At 69.5% G+C, this 17,471-nt stretch carries 13 protein-coding genes and 2 pseudogenes; 7 read left to right on the plus strand and 8 right to left on the minus strand.

From position 1 onward, the window contains the following. Entirely contained in the window at window positions 1–744 is a 744-nt protein-coding gene (locus J4H86_RS25145; RefSeq protein ID WP_236540797.1) for an urease accessory protein UreD, read from the plus strand. A gap of 925 nt (window positions 745–1,669) precedes the next feature. Here the strand turns inward: J4H86_RS25145 and J4H86_RS25150 are convergent. The 4 genes from J4H86_RS25150 to J4H86_RS25165 all read right to left on the minus strand — a co-directional run bounded on the left by J4H86_RS25150 (window position 1,670) and on the right by J4H86_RS25165 (window position 4,290). Continuing rightward, entirely contained in the window at window positions 1,670–2,272 is a 603-nt protein-coding gene (locus tag J4H86_RS25150) for a TIGR03086 family metal-binding protein (RefSeq protein ID WP_236540798.1), read from the minus strand. 7 nt (window positions 2,273–2,279) lie between these two features. Next, window positions 2,280–3,278: a sigma-70 family RNA polymerase sigma factor gene (locus J4H86_RS25155; protein ID WP_236540799.1), complete on the minus strand. Its 999-nt coding sequence runs from the start codon at window positions 3,276–3,278 to the stop codon at window positions 2,280–2,282. Continuing rightward, the gene (locus J4H86_RS25160) at window positions 3,278–3,667 is read right to left on the minus strand and encodes a VOC family protein (protein ID WP_236540800.1); all 390 of its coding nucleotides are present in this window, start codon (window positions 3,665–3,667) and stop codon (window positions 3,278–3,280) included. The genes J4H86_RS25155 and J4H86_RS25160 overlap by 1 nt, the downstream gene beginning before the upstream one ends. A 326-nt stretch (window positions 3,668–3,993) precedes the next feature. Then, window positions 3,994–4,290 (minus strand): GroES family chaperonin, encoded by a 297-nt coding sequence (locus tag J4H86_RS25165; RefSeq protein ID WP_236544169.1) that lies wholly within the window; start codon window positions 4,288–4,290, stop codon window positions 3,994–3,996. 432 nt (window positions 4,291–4,722) lie between these two features. Between J4H86_RS25165 and J4H86_RS25170 the strand changes: the two genes are divergently transcribed. Both J4H86_RS25170 and J4H86_RS25175 read left to right on the plus strand, forming a co-directional pair. Further along, window positions 4,723–5,850: a PT domain-containing protein gene (locus tag J4H86_RS25170; RefSeq protein WP_236540801.1), complete on the plus strand. Its 1,128-nt coding sequence runs from the start codon at window positions 4,723–4,725 to the stop codon at window positions 5,848–5,850. A 145-nt stretch (window positions 5,851–5,995) separates the two neighbouring features. Continuing rightward, window positions 5,996–8,010 (plus strand): annotated as a pseudogene (locus J4H86_RS25175) (ATP-dependent DNA helicase). A gap of 852 nt (window positions 8,011–8,862) precedes the next feature. Here J4H86_RS25175 and J4H86_RS25180 read toward each other — a convergent pair. The 3 genes from J4H86_RS25180 to J4H86_RS25190 all read right to left on the minus strand — a co-directional run bounded on the left by J4H86_RS25180 (window position 8,863) and on the right by J4H86_RS25190 (window position 10,764). Further along, window positions 8,863–9,387, minus strand: coding sequence for a DUF6315 family protein (locus tag J4H86_RS25180; RefSeq protein ID WP_236540802.1), 525 nt, complete (start codon window positions 9,385–9,387; stop codon window positions 8,863–8,865). A 156-nt stretch (window positions 9,388–9,543) separates the two neighbouring features. Next, complete coding sequence (locus tag J4H86_RS25185) at window positions 9,544–9,894, minus strand: hypothetical protein (RefSeq protein WP_236540803.1); 351 nt, start codon at window positions 9,892–9,894, stop codon at window positions 9,544–9,546. A 36-nt stretch (window positions 9,895–9,930) separates the two neighbouring features. Continuing rightward, window positions 9,931–10,764 carry a glutamate racemase gene (locus J4H86_RS25190; RefSeq protein WP_236540804.1) on the minus strand — a complete coding sequence of 278 codons (834 nt, stop codon included), beginning with the start codon at window positions 10,762–10,764 and terminating at the stop codon, window positions 9,931–9,933. Between the two features lie 152 nt (window positions 10,765–10,916). Here J4H86_RS25190 and J4H86_RS25195 point away from each other — a divergent pair, with 152 nt between their 5' ends. The 3 genes from J4H86_RS25195 to J4H86_RS25205 are packed head-to-tail and all read left to right on the plus strand — an operon-like array spanning window position 10,917 to window position 14,086. Next, window positions 10,917–12,320 (plus strand): FAD-binding oxidoreductase, encoded by a 1,404-nt coding sequence (locus tag J4H86_RS25195; RefSeq protein ID WP_236540805.1) that lies wholly within the window; start codon window positions 10,917–10,919, stop codon window positions 12,318–12,320. Between the two features lie 55 nt (window positions 12,321–12,375). Further along, complete coding sequence (locus J4H86_RS25200) at window positions 12,376–13,638, plus strand: SAM-dependent methyltransferase (protein ID WP_236540806.1); 1,263 nt, start codon at window positions 12,376–12,378, stop codon at window positions 13,636–13,638. A 7-nt stretch (window positions 13,639–13,645) separates the two neighbouring features. Beyond that, entirely contained in the window at window positions 13,646–14,086 is a 441-nt protein-coding gene (locus tag J4H86_RS25205; protein WP_236540807.1) for a hypothetical protein, read from the plus strand. A gap of 66 nt (window positions 14,087–14,152) precedes the next feature. On the opposite strand, the pseudogene J4H86_RS27710 reads toward J4H86_RS25205, so the two are convergent. Then, window positions 14,153–14,278 (minus strand): annotated as a pseudogene (locus J4H86_RS27710) (DUF6406 domain-containing protein); the annotation flags it as partial. 689 nt (window positions 14,279–14,967) lie between these two features. Here J4H86_RS27710 and leuS point away from each other — a divergent pair. Continuing rightward, window positions 14,968–17,460 carry a leucine--tRNA ligase gene (leuS, locus tag J4H86_RS25210; RefSeq protein WP_236540808.1) on the plus strand — a complete coding sequence of 831 codons (2,493 nt, stop codon included), beginning with the start codon at window positions 14,968–14,970 and terminating at the stop codon, window positions 17,458–17,460. The last annotated feature ends 11 nt before the right edge of the window (window positions 17,461–17,471 follow it).

A 17,471-nucleotide genomic window follows, 5' to 3' on the forward strand; every position in this document is an offset into this window, starting at 1 on the left:
ATGACCGCAGAGGAGTCACAGACCTCCATCGTCGTGGAGTCGGTGGGCGGCCGGGCCCGCGCCGCCGTGCTCGAGGGCGGGGCCCACCTGCGGCCCCGCCTGGTCGAGCTGGACGGCACCCACGCGCGGATCGCGCTGGTCGCCGTCTGCGCCACCCTGCTCGCCGGCGACCACATCCGCCTCACCATCGCCGTTGGCCCCGGCGTCACGCTGGAGCTGCTGGAACCGTCGGGCACCGTCGCCTACGACGCCCGCGGTGGCCGGGCGAGCTGGCACACCTCGGTTCGCCTGGCCGAGAACGCCGGACTGCTCTGGCGTGGCGCGCCGTTCGTCGTGGCCGACGGCGCCGACGTCTCCCGGCACACCGCACTCGACCTCCACTCCGGTGCCCGGGCGCTCGTCGCCGAAACAGTGGTTCTCGGCCGCAGTGGAGAACAGGGCGGCGCCCTGAGAACCTCAACCCACGCCCGATACGGTGGCCGCGACCTTCTCGTCGAGGACGTCGACCTCCGCCATCCCGCCACACGCGCCGACCCCGGAATGCTCGCCGACGCGCGAGTGCTCGCCACCACCACCCTCGTCGGAGCCGAGGAGACCACCCCCCGTTCCCACGAGACCCGTCTCCCCGGTCCTGGCGCCCTCGCCCGGGCCCTCACCCGCGAGGCCCACACCGTCGAAGCGGCCCTCAACGACACGTGGAACCGCTGGCGGGGCCACGTCACGACGGCCACGGTGCGGGGGTAGCTGGACATCGCGCGGGGCACTGGGCCAGACGTCGGGTCCCGCGGAACGCGGCGTCGTCAGTGGGGCGACAGGAGCATTCGCGTCACGGTACTCGGGGCGAAGAGACGGTCCTCCACACATTGGCACTGACTCATGAAGTGGGAGCGGAGCGGGGTCTGTCCTGGCAAAGTGGGTGAACGTGCCCGGCCGTCATGAACTCACCGATGGCGCGTGGGCCATGCTCGCCCCGCCCACCAACTCGCCCGAAGGCACGGCACGGGCGGACCTCCACCGGGCGCCACCGTCGCTGGCCCCTGGACGGAACCTGGCGAAGGATCGCTGACCGGCTCGGGACCGACGCCGCTACCGGCCAAGAGCTCCTCGCGAGCATAGGCTCGACCACCATGCGCGCCCCACCAGCACCCGGCCGGGGCCGCGAAAAGGGGACACGGCGCGGGACGAATCGGTGCTGGCCACCAGCTCCCGCCAACACGGGGACGGCCCGATCTCCGAGCCGCCCATGGCCGCCCGCGGTCACCGCTGCGCATTGGTCGGCCGCGGACTCGACCGGACCCAGAACTGGGCGAAAGAGCGTATTCCAGCAGGGCGACCAGGCCCCACCTGCGCGGGCGCCGCATCAAAAGCGACCCTCGACCAGCCTAGGGACCTGCGTGAACACCGTCGGGGCCAGGGATCGGCAGACGGTCGACTTCCGACCCCGACGGTCCAGGATCACGGCGTAGCGGAGAACGGGGCGGCGCCTTGAGCGCCTCGACCACTCGTTCGCCGGTCGTGATCGCTGGCGTGGGTGCGCGCCCGCTACGAACCGTGTCGGTGTCGAGGGGGTCAGCGGCCGCTTCTCGGTCGCGGAACCCCCGACCGGCCCTCGGCCGACCGGCGTACACCGCCGACGCGGCGTGCGCCGACACGGGGGAGGGCGACGTCCCTACGCGACGGCGACGGGGCGTTCGGGGCAGCGGCCGAGGAAGGCGAGGAGACGGTCGTTCGCGGGAGCGGACGAGGCGACGGGGAGCGGTGGGTCGAACAGTCCGGGACGGTCGGTCTCGGGAATGAGGAGGGGAGCCACGGAGAGGAGGGCGTCAGCCAGGCGGGTGGGGACGGGATTGGGGTGGTGGCAGGATTGGCCGATGTCCCAGGCGTGCACGGCGATCTCCAAGGCTCCGGCGAGCGCGGCGACACCCAGGGACAGGGGGAGACCCTCGACGTGGATCTCCTCCGGGGGGAGGGGATCCTCCCACGCCGCACGGAGCCGGTGCAGTTCAGCGCGCAGCGCCTGGACCGACCGGACCGATTCGTTGGTCGGGCGCGTCGGCGCGATGGGGACGTCGCCGAACGCGACGGCCTCACGCAGCGCGTCGTTGCTGTCGCGCATGTGGTCCACGAGCGCGCCCAGGTTCCACTCCGCGCAGGGGGTGGGACACCGAAGGTCGACCTCAGCGGCGAACGAGAGGCTGCCGAGCGCATAGGTGAGCGAACACCTGAGCAGTGCTGGACCGTCGGCCGGCCCAACGGTCCGACCGGTCGCCATCTGTCGGTCAACCTCGCAGTTCGGCGAGGGTGTCGGGCAGACCGAACCGGGGGAACAGCGACGTGTCGAAGAACGCGGAGACGTGCGCGACCTTGCCCTGCCGCACGGTGAGGACCTGCAGGTGGAAGGCGCGGTGTTCGCCCTCGGGGTCGCGCATGTACAGCGCGAAGGCCGGCTGGCCATTGGCTCTGGTCGGCACCATGACCATGTCGCCTGGGCCCTGGGCGGGGCAGTGCGTCGTGATGAGATCGACGATGTTGCGCGGCCCCCGCACCCAGGTGAGGAACGGCGGCATCTCCCAGGCGGCGTCGGAGCGGAACAGGTCGACCATGGCCGCGATGTCGTAGTTCTGGAACGCGGCCGCGTAGCTGTCCAGCAGGTCCCGCATTTCGGCCGAGTCCGGTTCGGTCATGTCGTCCTCACGCGGCATGACCTGCGCCAACTGGGCACGCGCCCGCTGCAGCAGACTGTTCACGGCGACCGTCGTCATTTCCAGGGCCTCGGCCGTCTCGGCCGCGCGGAAGCGCATCACGTCCCGGAGGACGAGCACGGCGCGTTGCCGGGGCGGGAGGTGCTGCAACGCGGCGACCAGGGCGAGCCGCACACTGAACCGGTCGGCGACCACGGTTCCCGGGTCGCCGGACTCGGCGTTGACAATCGTGTCCGGCGCGGGCTGCAGCCAGGGGATCTCGACGTTCTCCGCGAGTGGACGCGCCGGGTCCGCCGCCTCGGCCAGGTCGGTGGGCAGCGGCCGCCTGCCACGGCTCTCCAGAGCGGTGAGGCACGCGTTGGTCGCGATGCGGTACAGCCACGTGCGCATCGAGGCGCGTTCCTCGAAGCGCTCGTAGGCACTCCACGCCCGCAGATACGTCTCCTGCACGAGGTCCTCGGCGTCGTGGATCGACCCGAGCATCCGGTAGCAGTGGGCGGTCAGCTCGCGACGGTAGGGGTCGGCCCGCCGGGTGAAGTCCTCACTCGCCGTGGGGTGCGCCATAAGAACAGACATTACTGTTCCTGCCGCAGCGCGAGGACGTTTCCGGCGGGATCGCTGAACCAGGCGACAGGTGGCTCTCCGTCGGCCCGTACGACGCCCTTCTCGTCCTGATCGAAGCCGTCATAGTGCAGAAAGTCCACGCCGCGACGGTGAAGCTCAGCGACGACTCCTGAGATGTCGTCCACCCGAAACGTCAGCACCGGGTAGCGGGAGGGAACGTGGTCCGCGCGTGCGGCGACCCAGACGTCCGGCTGACCACCGATGTGCATCACCAGATCCCCAGGCTCACCGCTGGGGTCCGAGTCGCTCATGGGGACGCCGAGGATTCCTTCGTAGAACTTCCGCGCCGCGGCGGGGTCCGTCACCGAGATGCCGATGTGCGCGGGACAGCCACCGAGCATTGCCACCTCCTCACCTGCAGATTGCCCAAGAACTCGGGCGGGGACACTGGTCGTTCGTCGCTATTGACCAGTGGGGCGTGCGACTTTCATCGCTCGCGGGCGAAAAAAGTTTCCGGAGTCCCGTGGGCCGGCTCCCGCCCTCGGTGTGGCGGGGGAGCGGCGCCGGCGGGGAGGGGTGGTCGGGGCGTTCCATCGGGATCCCCGCGTGGATCCTCGCCTTTCGCGTCGCTGTGACTACTGACGGTGACTCGAGTGTGCCCGGTTGGTCGTCGTCATGGCAACGGGGTGGTGGGCCTGCGTGGGGCCGGGCAGGAGGGGTCAGTCGGTCACAGGTACAGGCCGGTTCCCCGTGCGGGGTCCTCGTTGGCCACGGCGTGCACGTCGCGTTCCCGCAGGATCACGTAGCGCTCCGACTGGATCTCGACCTCGCTCTGGTCCTCCGGGTTGAACAGGACGCGATCGCCGGTCTTCACGTGGCGGGTGCTGGTTCCCGCGCCGCACACCTCGCCCCAGGAGAGCCGCGTCGCCATCTTCACGGTGTCCGGGATGACGAGCCCGCCGCTGCTGCGGCGCTCTCCGGCCTTCTCCGGCACCTCGCGCACGAGGAGACGATCGTGCAGCATCTGGATTTCCAGCTTTGATTCCGACACACCCCCAGGATAGGTCGTCGCGCCGATGGTCCGCGTGTGCGTGGCATACACCACGTTCCGGATTCGGACACGAGGTAAACCAAACGTGTGTTGCGCGATGTGCAACATGGGGCGCAGGGGTGACGCGTTTGCTGACCAGGAAAAACAGTGAGTTGTCCAGCTCTGTCGCGGTTGTGTGGGGGTGTCACGTCCTGGTGGCAGAGGTGCTGTAATCGAACTGTGTCTTAAGGGTCCAGTGGTGTCCCATGTATGTTGAGTCCGTTCCTTTGAGTACTTAACGCGTGCTGGCCGCCCGATGAGTACGGCCCCGTCTTCTGATCCACCCCTGTCCCGGTTCGGATCCTCCCCATGTCGACGCCGGGCCGAGCGGTTTCAGACCAGCACGCCAACCCAGTGAGGACACCTGTGACATCCAATTCCCCTTCATCGACCGCGCGTCGTGTCGCGCTCGCGGCAGGGTCGGCCACGGCGCTGACCGCGTTCGGCTTCGGTGCCGCCGCGGCCCCCGCCGCCGCGGACGGCGATGAGCTGCACTACGGCCAGGCGCGCATCGGTTACATCGAGTGGTGTGCCTCCGGTCCGCTCGGTGACGTCCACACCGACAACCCCGACCGCGGGTACGAGGCCGACTGGAGCACCGACCCCGAGAGTGTCGGCGGCTCGGTGCACTTCTCCGGCAGCCCCTCCGGCAGCAGCTCGGTGGAGATCGCCGACGACTCCCTCGTCTCGAGCTCCAGCGCCTCCGGCGTCGTCTTCGCGCCCAACTGTGAGGAGGCGGAGGGCGGCGACGGTGAGTACTCGCTGTTCAGCGAGAACGACACCACCCAGGCCGAGACCCTCAACGAGGCGTTCGACACCGACGCGGTGCTGACGCTGGACTCCATCGAGTCCACTTCCACCTGGTCGCCTGACGGTGGCGCCACCACCGACATCTCGGTGGACGGCCTGACCATCTTCGGTGAGTCGGTCGACATCCACAGCGGTGACTACAACGAGTCCTACGTCGAGGAGTACAGCGACGGCTCCATCACCGTCGACGTCAACGCCACGCTCCACTCGGCGCAGCTCGACGGTCAGGACGCGGTCGCCGAGGGCGGCGTCGCCACCACGGCCAACTCCTGGCTGATGGTGAACTTCGACTGGACCTACGAGTGGGACACCGGCGAGACCCAGGAGATCCAGGACACACTGGAGTTCGGTCACTCCAGCGTCCACAGCGACCTCCCGGCCGAGCCGAGCGAGGACCCCACGGACGAGCCGACCGAGGAGCCCACGGACGAGCCGACCGACGAGCCGACCGAGGAGCCCACGGACGAGCCGACCGACGAGCCGACCGACGAGGGTGACGACAAGGACCCGGGTGACGGCAAGGAGGACGAGGACGAGGGTGGCCTGCCCGTCACCGGTGCCGCGCTGGGCGGTCTGATCGCCGCCGCGGCGGCCGCCGTCGGTGGTGGCGGTCTGGCCATGCACCTGGCCCGCCGCAAGAAGAACGCCGCCGCCGCGGACTCCGAGGCTGAGGAGACCGCGTAACACGGTGATCGGGTGACGCGCCACACCGTGGCGTTCCATCCGTGACGAGCGAGTCGGGCCCGGCCCCCGGTCACACCGGGGCCGGGCCCTTCGCTTGTCCCCAGCCCGGTCGAGGACGTCACCGCGCGCGGGTAAGGTCACGAGCGTGGCCGAACTTCCCACCACTGACGAGCTTCTCGACATCGCCGTCCGCGCCATCGGCGGAACCCGCAGAACAGGCCAGGACACGATGGCCTCCGCGGTCACGGCCGCCATCGAGGCCGAGGAACACCTGGTGGTCCAGGCGGGGACCGGCACCGGCAAGTCGCTGGCCTACCTCGTCCCCGCGCTCCGGCACGCGGTCAGCACCCGCACGACGGTCGTCGTGTCCACCGCCACCATCGCGCTGCAACGCCAGCTCGTGGAGCGCGACCTCCCCCGCCTCAGCGAGGCACTCTCGAGGCGTTGGGACGCGCGCCACGGTTCGCCATTCTCAAGGGGCGCGGCAACTACCTGTGTCTGCAGCGGCTCAGCGCACCCGACGACGACCCCGACGAGCCGGAGCTCTTCGACGTCGGCTCCCTCTCCGACACCGGCCGTCAGGTCAAACGGCTGCACGAGTGGGCACAGGACACGATCACCGGCGATCGGGACGAGCTGGTCCCCGGGGTGAGCGCCGCCGCCTGGCGCCAGGTGTCGGTCTCGGCCAACGAGTGCCTCGGCGCCGCGGCGTGCCCCTTCGGGGACGAGTGCTACGCGGAGCAGGCCCGTGCCCAGGCGACCGAGGTCGACCTCGTGGTGACCAACCACGCGTTGCTCGCCATCGACGCCGCGGCGGAGTACCAGATCCTGCCGCAGCGCACGATGCTGGTGGTCGACGAGGCGCACGAGCTCACCGACCGGGTCACATCCGTGACCACCGGGGTCCTCACCGGCCGCGCCGTCACCCGGGCGGCGCGGCGGGCGGCCCGAGTCTGCGACATCGACTCCACCGAGCGCCTGGACGAGACCGCCGAGGGCTTGGCGTTGACCCTCGGGGAGATGCCCGAGGGGCGGCTCGACCAACTCCCCGACCCACTGGGTGTGGCCGTGGCACGGGTGCGGGACACCGCCGCGGCGTGCGCCGCGCAGTGCACCGCCACCGCGGAGGCCGGAGCCGCGGGGGTCGGGGATACAGGGGACCCCGAGAGCAACTCCCTGCGGCGGCGGGCGCTCGCGGCCCTGACCGAGGTACATGACGCCGCCGTACGGGCGCTGGGAGCGTTCGAGGCGGGCATCGCCGAGCGGGGTGACGTCGTGTGGGTGGCGAGCGGGGAACGGCAGGCGCCCGCCCTCCACGTCGCGCCGCTGGGGGTCGCCGGAATGCTGCGGGACCGCCTCTTCGCCGAACACCCGGTGGTGTTGACCTCGGCCACGCTCAGCCTCGGTGGCTCCTTTGACCCGTTGGCGGCCCAGTGGGGGTTGGGGGAGGCCGACGCGGAACCGGTGTGGAGCGCACTGGACGTCGGATCCCCCTTCGACCACGCGCGCAGCGCCATCTTCTACGTGGCCAAGCACCTTCCCCCGCCGGGGCGCGACGGCCTCTCCGAGGCGGCCCTGGCCGAGATCGCGGCACTGGTGACGGCGGCCGGTGGCCGCACCCTCGGGCTCTTCTCCTCCCAGCGGGCGGCCACCCAGGCGGCGGCCGAGACCTCCGAACGGGTGGACGTCCCGGTGTTGTGCCAGGGCGAGGACTCGACCGCGCAACTCATCCGGGAGTTCGCCCAGGATCCCCAGACATGCCTGTTCGGGACGCTCTCCCTCTGGCAGGGGGTCGACGTTCCGGGCCCCTCGCTGCAGCTCGTGATCGTGGACCGGATTCCGTTCCCGCGTCCCGACGACCCGTTGGCCTCGGCCCGACAGCGGGCGGTCAGCGCACAGGGCGGCAACGGGTTCATGGCTGTCTCCGCGACCCACGCGGCGCTCCTGCTCGCCCAGGGCACGGGGCGTCTGCTGAGAGCCATGGACGACCGCGGCGTGGTCGCGGTGCTCGATCCTCGCCTGGCGACCGCACGGTACGGGTCCTTCCTGCGCGGATCCCTGCCGCCCTACTGGAACACCACCGACCCCGAGCTGGTGCGCGGGGCACTCGCGCGCCTGGACCGCGCCGCCCAGGAGGCCGAACCACAGCTCAGCTCCTGAGTCGCGGCCGGGCGCGACGCCCGTGGTTCGCATGCGGGGCGAGCGCTCGGGCCGGGACGGTCACTCGGCTCCCCGGCCGTCTCCCGCTTCGTCTCCAGCGTCCTGGTGCCCGGCGGCATGGTCGCGGGTCACGTTCGCCGCCAACCCCGTCCGACGCATCGTCACCGCGCGGGCGGCCATCGTGCTCGTGGTCCTGTTGGTCGGGGAAGTCCGGCCATGCCTCGCCTCCGTCGCATCGTCGGCCGGCTGGCCCCCCGGTGGTTGCGGAGAGCGCCCTTGGCGTGGCGGGGTCGCTCGTACTCGGGCGGCTCGCGTGGCCCTACGTCGTGCGGTGGACTGGACAAGGGGCCTCCGCCGGGCGGTGCCCGATCGGGAGAACCCCGCCCGGACCGTCTCCGACACGTTTGGAGGAGGGCCGTCCCTCGGGCCATGTCGTGCCGGCGCGTGGTTCTACCGCGCGGCCCGGAGTCAGCGTCTCGCTTCGTTCTCGTCGGTCAACTACGGAACCACTGTGCCTCCCTCCTCGGCCTCGCGAGTCACTCCACTGGATGACCGCTCACTCCGAGAGAGATCACCCGTGCGAAACACGACCCCACAAGGGCGGAGGCGGGCGACGGGCGGACACGGCACCCACAAACCACGGCCTCGTGCCCAGGGCCGGGGGCCGGTACTGGTCGTGGTCGCGTCCAGGACGAGCGGGTTCCGTCAGACACGTGGCGCACGGTGAACGGCGAAGGGTGCCGCCACGGCGGGATCGATAGACCCTCGGTACGCCGACGTCCCACCCGACGCACGCCCGACATGGCGGATCGCCTCATGTGGAACCCGCGTGGGCGACGCCGTTCCCGTGACTCAGCTCCGGACGCGGTAGCCGAACAGTCGGACCGCGTAACCGGGGGAGTCGTCGTTGGCCGGATGGATGTACCAGCGGTGCGTGTTCTCGCCGATGGCCAGCTCGGTCCAGATCAGGTCGATCAGGCGGATGCGTGCCGGTACGGACGCGTCCGGGTCCAGGATGACGCTGTAGGTGTGATCGGTGAGGCGCTGGGTGACCATCCCGACGGACTGGCCCTCCCAGATCGCCGGTACGGGGGCGTGACCGATTTCCACACCGCAGAGTCGTAGCTGTTCGATCTCCTCGTCCAGTGCCTCGGCGGCCAGTTCGTCGTCGAGGCGCAGCGCGTCCTCCAACTCGTCCCGGCTGGAGTCCTCACGGAGGTAGGCGTGCCGTGTCGGGTGACCACAGACGTCACAGGCGTGCCAGACAACGCAGCGCGCGGCGCCGAAGGCGGACTGTGCCTCACCGACACCGTCACTCCCACTGACATGTCGCAGTACGCCGCATTCGCAGCAGAGCGCCGTAAACTCCCGCTTCATCTGAGTTCCCCCCTCCCAGGCGAGTATGCGACGGAACGTGTCACAAGTGAACCCAGGTGGCGCAGGAGTTCCTACAAGTTGTCACCATCAAAACCTAAAAGGAGACGTGGAGCGCCGTGGGGGGAGGGGCGAGGTGTGAGGTGTCTCTCGTCACGGCTACTCCAGGGAAAGTCCGCGCTTGTTGCGTTCCGTCCACTCTCGCATACGCTTCGGGTATCCGACAATTTGTACGTCGTAGACGGGCAGCCGCAATTTCCCGGCCACCTTCCGGATGACCTCGGGGGATCCCACCCGTCGCCGCGTCCACTCGCCGTCGTTGGCCACCGCCACAGCGGTGGTGTTGGTCGCGAAGGTCTCCGGTTCGACGAAGAACTCCACGCCCACGCGGCTCTGCGCGAAGTCCATCAGGGCCTTGATGTCGTCGTCTTCCGCGGCACGGTCGAATCGGTCCTTGCGGTCGCTGCGGCGTCGCGCCTTGCGCAGGCCGAAGCGGTCTCGCCAACCCATGCCTGACACTCCTCTTCGGTGGCTTCTCGGGAAAGCCTATCCGTGCGGGGTTCCCTCACGGCAGGCCGCGCGCGGCGGATCTTCGAGCGGATCGGCCCGTGTGACGTCGTCCTGTTCCTCGCCGGCGAGGAACACGCCCGCTGGGTAGCGCAGCGCTCGGGTTGGTAGCGAAGTGGGGCGTCCGCTGGCCAGCACGGTCAGGCTGCCGGTCGGCGCGGAGCCGACCCGTGGTGGGAGTTCGAGTCGCCGCAGGATCTGGGCCGCGACGGGTGCCGCGGCGGTGAACAGTTCCACCGTGGGACCGACCTCCTCCGTGATCTGGGCGCTCACCAGGTCGTAGTGGGTGCAGCCGAGGACGACACCGCGGACGTCGGCCGGTGTGTGCTTCGCCGCGGCACGAAGCGCGGCGCGGGTGGCCTCGGGATCCGCGGCCTCGATCGCGTCCGCCAGGCCGGAACAGGCGACACTCGTCACGGCCAGTCCGTCGGCGAACCGGTCGATCAAGGATCGCTGGTAGTCGCTGCGTGCGGTCGCCGGGGTGGACCAGATGGCGAACGGTGCGCCGTGGGCCGCCGCCGGCTTGACCGCCGGGACCGTCCCGATGACCGGGACCGCCGGTTCGAACACCGTTCGCAGGGCTTCCAGGCCGTACACCGATGCCGTGTTACACAACACCGCCACCGCGTCCGCGGGCCCGGCGGCGCGCGCCCCGGCGAGCGCGCGTTCGGTGATTTCGGTCGCGTCACGCTGGCCCCACGGCATGTGGTCGGGGTCCATCGATAGCACGAGGTGGGCGTCTGGCCGGAGTCGTCGCAGCTCAGCGGCGGTGGAGAGCATCCCGATTCCGGAGTCGACCAGAACTATTCGCACGACTGGAGCTTACGACCCGGTGAGCACCGGATGCGCGTGACGGGCCGAACAACCCGAGGTGGGACAGGCCACGCCGGTCGTTACACGCTTTAGACCTACCGGCCGGTAGGCATAGGCTGTCCGGAAAGGCATCACAGACGAGAGGTCCGCGCATGAGCCTCATGTCCAACCAGGTCGGTATGGCCGACCACGCGTCCGCGGTCGAACGCTTGCGCCGCGAGTTCGCGCGACTCCCGACCGACTCCCCGGTTCGCCTGGCCAAGCCGACGTCGAACCTGTTCCGGTTCGGTCGCGCGGACGACGCGGCCCGGCTCGACGTCAGCGCGTTCACGTCGGTGATCGAGATCGACCCCGACGCGCGGACCGCCGAGGTCGGCGGGATGACCACCTACGAGGACCTGGTCGCCGCGACCCTGCCCCACGGGCTGATGCCTCTCGTCGTGCCCCAGTTGCGGACCATCACGCTGGGCGGTGCCGTCACCGGTCTCGGCATCGAGTCGTCCTCGTTCCGCAACGGGCTGCCACACGAGTCGGTGCGGGAGATCGAGGTCCTCACCGCGGACGGCGACGTCGTCGTCGCCCGCCCCGACAACGAACATCGCGAGCTATTCCGGGGCTTCCCGAACTCCTACGGCACCCTGGGCTACAGCCTGCGGCTGCGCATCGAGCTCGAGCCGGTCAAACCGGCCGTTCACCTGCGCCACGTGCGGTTCACCAACGCGGAGGACGCGATGGCGGCGATCTCCCGCATCAGTGGGGAACGCGCCTATGAGGACCAACCGGTGGACTTCCTCGACGGAGTGGTGTTCGCTCCCGACGACATCTACCTCACCCTCGCCCGGTTCGTTGACCGAGCGCCGTGGCTCAGCGACTACACCGGGCTGGACGTCTACTACCGCTCGATTCCCCGCTACGCCGGCAACGGTCCCGGGGACTACATGACCACCGAGGCCTACCTCTGGCGGTGGGACACCGACTGGTTCTGGTGTTCGCGCGCCTTCGGGGTGCAGAATCCCGCGGTGCGGGCTCTGTGGCCCCGCAGGTTCAAACGGTCCGACGTCTACCGCCGTCTCGTCGCCCTCGACCGTCGCACGGACTTCAGCCGCCTCCTCGCCCACTATCGCGGACGCCCACAGAGCGAACCCGTCATCCAGGACGTCGAGGTCGGAGTCGACCGCGGGGCCGAGTTCCTCGACTTCTTCCACCGCGACATCGGTATGAGCCCGATCTGGATGTGCCCACTGCGGCTGCGTGACGAGCGCACCTGGCCGCTCTACCCGTTGGAGCCCGAGCAGCTCTACGTGAACTTCGGGTTCTGGGGGCTCGTTCCGCGGCGTGGAGCCCAGGCCAAGGACCACTACAACCGACGGATCGAATCCGAGGTGACGCGACTTGGCGGGCACAAGTCGCTCTACTCGGACTCCTTCTACACCCAGGACGAGTTCTGGCACCTCTACAACGGGGCGGCGTACCGCGAACTCAAAGCGGCGTACGACCCAGGGGGGCGTCTGCTCGACCTCTACGCGAAATGCGTTGGCAACGGGCGGGGAGCCTGATCCAATCGGGCACCGTGCCAGCGCGGAAGACTGATCGAAGAGGAGTCTGGACGAAATGCGGCTTGCCGAGATCTTCGAACGAATCGTGGGCCCCGAAGCTCCAGTCCGGTTTCGGGCGTTCGACGGTAGTGAGGCAGGAGACCCCACCAGTGACGTCTCCATCGTGATCCGCACCCCGGTCGCGCTCAACTACCTGGCCGGGTCACCGGGGGCGGTCGGACTCACCCGCGCCTTCGTGGCCGGACACATCGACGTCGAAGGCGACATGTACACGGCGTTACGCCGGATGTCGGAGCTGACGCTCGTCGACAGCGTGAGCCCAGGCCAGGTCCTCGGCTTGGTGCGGGACATCGGCTGGGTCAAGTTCGTCAACCGGGTACCCCCGCCTCCCCAGGAGATGCGCCGCGGTCGACTCCTAGGGCGGGGCACCCGTCACTCCAAGTCGCGCGACGCCGAGGTCATCCACCACCACTACGACGTGTCCAACGAGTTCTACGAGCTCGTCCTCGGTCCCGCCATGACCTACACGTGCGCGGTGTACCCAGGGACCGACACGTCGCTGGAACAGGCACAGTGGCACAAGCACGACCTCGTCGCCCGCAAGCTGGGACTCGAGGAGGGCATGCGGCTCCTGGACGTCGGCTGCGGTTGGGGCGGCATGGTCATCCACGCGGCCAAGGAGTACGGGGTGCGGGGACTCGGCGTCACCCTCTCGGTGCAGCAGGCCGAGTGGGCGCAGAAGAAGATCGCCGAACTCGGTCTCGAGGGGCTGGCCGAGGTGCGCCACCTCGACTACCGCGACGTCCCCGACGGTTCCTTCGACCGGGTCAGTTCGATCGGGCTGACCGAACACATCGGCAAGAAGAACGTGCCGGACTACTTCGCGTCGCTGTACCGCAAACTGAAGCCGGGCGGCCGTCTGCTCAACCACTGCATCACTCGTCCGGACAACCACTCCCCGGCCCGTAAGCCCGGCGGCGTCATCAACCGTTACGTGTTCCCCGACGGTGAACTCGAGGGGCCGGGCTGGCTGAACACGGAGATGAACGAGGCCGGCTTCGAGGTCCGACACCAGGAGAACCTGCGGGAGCACTACGCCCTGACACTGCGGGACTGGAGCGCGAACCTCGACCGCAACTGGGAGGCGGCCGTCGCCCAGGTGGGGGAGGGGACGGCGCGGGTGTGGCGGCTGTACATCGCCGGCTCGCGACTGGGGTTCGAACGCAACGTGGTGCAGCTCCACCAGATCCTCGGTGTCAAACTCGACGGGACGGACGCGGGGATGCCCCTGCGTCCCCGGTTCGAACCTGGGGGATGATTCCACCATGGATCCACAGTCCGAGGGAATGAAGAGCCTCACGATCTCACTGATCGAGGCCTACGTAGAACGCGACGCCGACGGAGTGGAGGAGCGCTCCGCCGCCATTCTGCGTGACGGCGTGGACGCGGCACTCTCCGACCTCAAGGTCTTCGCCGCGTTCCTCGCCAGACGCGTCCAGGAGACCGGACTCGCCTGGCGGCCCTCGGACTCACGCGAGGCCGTCGCCCGGGCCGTCGCCGACATGCTCCCCCCGGAGATCGAGCTCGCGGTGGTGTCGGCCTGGGAGGCACACGCCCTGGGTGAGGAGGAGGCCGCGGAGCAGTTCACCCGCGGTGACCCACAGATCCGTCTCCACATGCTCGCGGCGTTCTGCGCCGCGATCGGACAGGCGGTCTACGAACCGGCCGAACTCATCTCCACGCTCCGGCTCGCCGCCGGACTGTGACCGCGGCTCGCCCGACCGGTCGCCGTGTGCGGCCGGCCGGGTGGGAGGCCCCAGGGAAACGGGGCGTCAGTCCTCCGAAACCCGAACCAGCGTCGCCGAGCCGGGCGACTCGTCGGTGTCGCTGATCGCGATCTCCGAGAGTCGCCAGGACTCCGCGCCGAGGTCCAGGGTGTCGCCCAGGGTCAGACGTCGGGTCTCGTCCGGCGTCGGAGCGGACGTTGAGGATCACGACCGGATCCTCGCTGTTCTCGAACGCGGTGACCTGCACGGTCCACGGCGTCTCGTCGTCGGTGAAGGTCTGGGCGATCCGCTCGTCCAGCCGGACCCGATCCTCGTCGGGGCCGACAGTGGGGGCCACACTCGAGTCCGACGCGACCGTCGCGTCGTTCTGGGGGGGAGGAGTGACAGCCAGTGAGCCCGAGCGCCACGCACAGAACCACCGCGGCGAGCACCCGGGGCCGTTGAACGTAGTCCTTGGCAGGCATGGCGGAATCCCCCAGCAGGATTGTCGTTGGTGGTCGCTGCTCCGGATGACCCGTCCGGGTTCGCCGGAGCGGGCGCGGTGGCAGCGGAAGGCGCGCAGCGAGCGGTGCCTCGCCGTCCGTAACATTGTGACACCCCATGGCGGCGGTTGTGTGCCAGGACAGCCCATCCGATAGCGGAGTGACAGCGGATCGTTACGGGATGACGACTGGTGTGGCCTTGGCGACACCAATGAGTCGAAGGGGCATCCCCCGGCACGCTAACCTTGGGAAATCAGGGCGAGACACCCTGGCCGCCCCAGCGAGAACACGCTGTCGGCCAGAGGACGGCGCCGGACTCCCGGTCGCGAGCCCGTTGACGATGCCCCGCGCACGACCCGGTAGAGGACGACGCACGCGATGACAATGGTAGACGGAACGCAGGCCCAGGGCGAGGCGTACGACGCCCAGAGCCTGCAGGACAAGTGGCAGCGGCGCTGGACCGAGGACAATCCGTTCACGGCGAGCGAGGACCCGACCGACAAGCGGCCGCGCTCCTACGTCCTCGACATGTTCCCCTACCCCTCCGGTGACCTCCACATGGGCCACGCCGAGGCGTTCGCCATGGGCGACGTGGTCGCGCGCTACCGGTTCCAACTGGGCGAGAACGTGTTGCACCCCATCGGCTGGGACTCCTTCGGGCTGCCCGCGGAGAACGCGGCCATCCAGCGCGGAACCCACCCCGCGGAGTGGACCTACGCCAACATCGAGACCCAGGCCGCGTCCTTCAAGCGCTACGCGGCCTCCTTCGACTGGTCCCGGCGGTTGCACACCAGCGATCCGGAGTACTACCGCTGGAACCAGTGGCTGTTCCTGCGGTTCTTCGAGCGCGGCCTGGCGTACCGCAAGGGCGGCCTCGTCAACTGGTGCCCCAAGGACCAGACGGTCCTGGCCAACGAGCAGGTGGTACAGGGGCGCTGCGAGCGTTGCGGCACCGAGGTGGTGCGTCGCAGCCTGGACCAGTGGTACTTCCGGATCACCGAGTACGCCGACCGACTGCTGGACGACATGGCGCAACTGGAGGGCTGCTGGCCCGAGCGCGTGCTCACGATGCAGCGCAACTGGATCGGCCGTTCCCACGGTGCCGACGTCCACTTCCAGATCGAAGGTCGCGAGGAACCGGTCACGGTCTTCACGACCCGGCCGGACACGTTGTACGGCGCGACCTTCTTCGTCGTCGCGGCGGACGCCCCGCTGGCCGAGGAGCTGTGCGCGCCGGAACGACGCTCGGAGTTCGAGGCCTACCGCGAGAAGGTCGCCAAGCTGAGCGACATCGAGCGCCAGTCCACCGAGCGGCAGAAGACCGGTGTGTTCCTCGGACGCTACGCCGTCAATCCGGTCAACGGGGAGCAGATCCCCGTGTGGGCCGCCGACTACGTTCTCGCTGACTACGGCCACGGCGCCATCATGGCGGTCCCGGCGCACGACCAGCGGGACCTCGACTTCGCGCGGACCTTCGACCTGCCGGTGCGGGTCGTGCTGGACACCGGCGAGCCCGATCCGCGGGAAACCGGGGTGGCCACGGTCGGCGAGGGCACCATGGTCAACTCCGGTCCGTTGGACGGGCTCAGCAAGACCGACGCCATCGAGCGCATCGTCGACGTCCTGGCCGAGCGCGCGACCGGCAACGCGACGGTCAACTTCCGCCTGCGTGACTGGCTGCTCTCGCGGCAGCGCTACTGGGGCACACCGATCCCGATCATCCACTGCCCCGACTGCGGCGAGGTTCCGGTCCCCGAGGACCAGTTGCCGGTCACCCTCCCGGACCTGCGTGGCGCGGACCTGGCCCCCAAGGGGGTCTCTCCACTGGCGACCGCGACCGACTGGGTGAACGTCGACTGCCCCTCCTGCCAAGGGCCGGCGACCCGGGACACCGACACCATGGACACGTTCGTCGACTCGGCCTGGTACTTCCTGCGGTACTGCTCTCCCCGCATGGACAGTGCCCCCTTCGACAGCGACGCCGTGAACGCGTGGGGACCGATCGACCAGTACGTCGGCGGCGTCGAGCACGCGGTGCTGCACCTGCTGTACGCGCGGTTCTTCACCAAGGTGCTCCACGACATGGGCATGATCCGCTTCACCGAGCCCTTCACCCGGCTGCTCAACCAGGGCCAGGTCATCAACCAGGGCAAGGCGATGTCGAAGTCGCTGGGCAACGGGGTCGACCTGGGCGTCGAGATCGACAACTACGGTGTGGACGCCGTGCGGCTCACCATGGTGTTCGCCGGTCCTCCCGAGGACGACATCGACTGGGCCGACGTCTCGCCCGCCGCCTCCCTGCGTTTCCTGAGCCGCGCCCTGCGGGTCATGACCGAGGCGGGCGCCGCCTCCGAACCCGGCAGCGACCCGGCCAGTGGCGACATCGCCCTGCGTAAGGTCACCCACCAGACCATCGACAAGGTCACCACCGCGATGGAGGCGTTCCGGTTCAACGTCGCCGTGGCTCGCCTGATGGAGTTGGTGACCGCCGCCCGCAAGGCCATCGACGCGGGCCCTGGAGCGGCGGACCCGGCCGTGCGTGAGGCCGCCGAGACCATCGCCGTCGTGCTGTCCCTCGTCGCCCCCTACGCCGCGGAGGAAGGCTGGGAACGCCTGGGCGGAAAGGGCTCGGTCTCACTGGGCAACTGGCCTAAGGCCGAACCCGACCTGCTGGTCCAGGAGTCGGTGACCTGCGTCGTCCAGGTCCAGAGCAAGGTCCGCGACAAGCTGGAGGTCGCCCCCGACATCGACGACGCCGAACTGGAACGCCTCGCCCTGGCGTCGGAGAAGGTCCAGGCCCACCTCCAGGACCGCGAGATCCGCCGCGTCGTCGTCCGCGCCCCCAAGCTGGTGAACATCGTCGTGGGGTGAGCTCGAAGCAC

The sequence above is a fragment of the Spiractinospora alimapuensis genome (assembly GCF_018437505.1).
GTDB classification, from domain to species: domain Bacteria; phylum Actinomycetota; class Actinomycetes; order Streptosporangiales; family Streptosporangiaceae; genus Spiractinospora; species Spiractinospora alimapuensis.

What these genes read in the sequence shown, in the direction of transcription:
- J4H86_RS25145 (WP_236540797.1), top strand. Translation starts at nt 1, where the DNA reads ATGACCGCAGAGGAGTCACAGACCTCCATCGTCGTGGAGTCGGTGGGC.
- J4H86_RS25150 (WP_236540798.1), bottom strand. Translation starts at nt 2,272, where the DNA reads ATGGCGACCGGTCGGACCGTTGGGCCGGCCGACGGTCCAGCACTGCTC.
- J4H86_RS25155 (WP_236540799.1), bottom strand. Translation starts at nt 3,278, where the DNA reads ATGTCTGTTCTTATGGCGCACCCCACGGCGAGTGAGGACTTCACCCGG.
- J4H86_RS25160 (WP_236540800.1), bottom strand. Translation starts at nt 3,667, where the DNA reads ATGCTCGGTGGCTGTCCCGCGCACATCGGCATCTCGGTGACGGACCCC.
- J4H86_RS25165 (WP_236544169.1), bottom strand. Translation starts at nt 4,290, where the DNA reads ATGCTGCACGATCGTCTCCTCGTGCGCGAGGTGCCGGAGAAGGCCGGA.
- J4H86_RS25180 (WP_236540802.1), bottom strand. Translation starts at nt 9,387, where the DNA reads ATGAAGCGGGAGTTTACGGCGCTCTGCTGCGAATGCGGCGTACTGCGA.
- J4H86_RS25185 (WP_236540803.1), bottom strand. Translation starts at nt 9,894, where the DNA reads ATGGGTTGGCGAGACCGCTTCGGCCTGCGCAAGGCGCGACGCCGCAGC.
- J4H86_RS25195 (WP_236540805.1), top strand. Translation starts at nt 10,917, where the DNA reads ATGAGCCTCATGTCCAACCAGGTCGGTATGGCCGACCACGCGTCCGCG.
- J4H86_RS25200 (WP_236540806.1), top strand. Translation starts at nt 12,376, where the DNA reads ATGCGGCTTGCCGAGATCTTCGAACGAATCGTGGGCCCCGAAGCTCCA.
- J4H86_RS25205 (WP_236540807.1), top strand. Translation starts at nt 13,646, where the DNA reads ATGGATCCACAGTCCGAGGGAATGAAGAGCCTCACGATCTCACTGATC.
- leuS (WP_236540808.1), top strand. Translation starts at nt 14,968, where the DNA reads ATGACAATGGTAGACGGAACGCAGGCCCAGGGCGAGGCGTACGACGCC.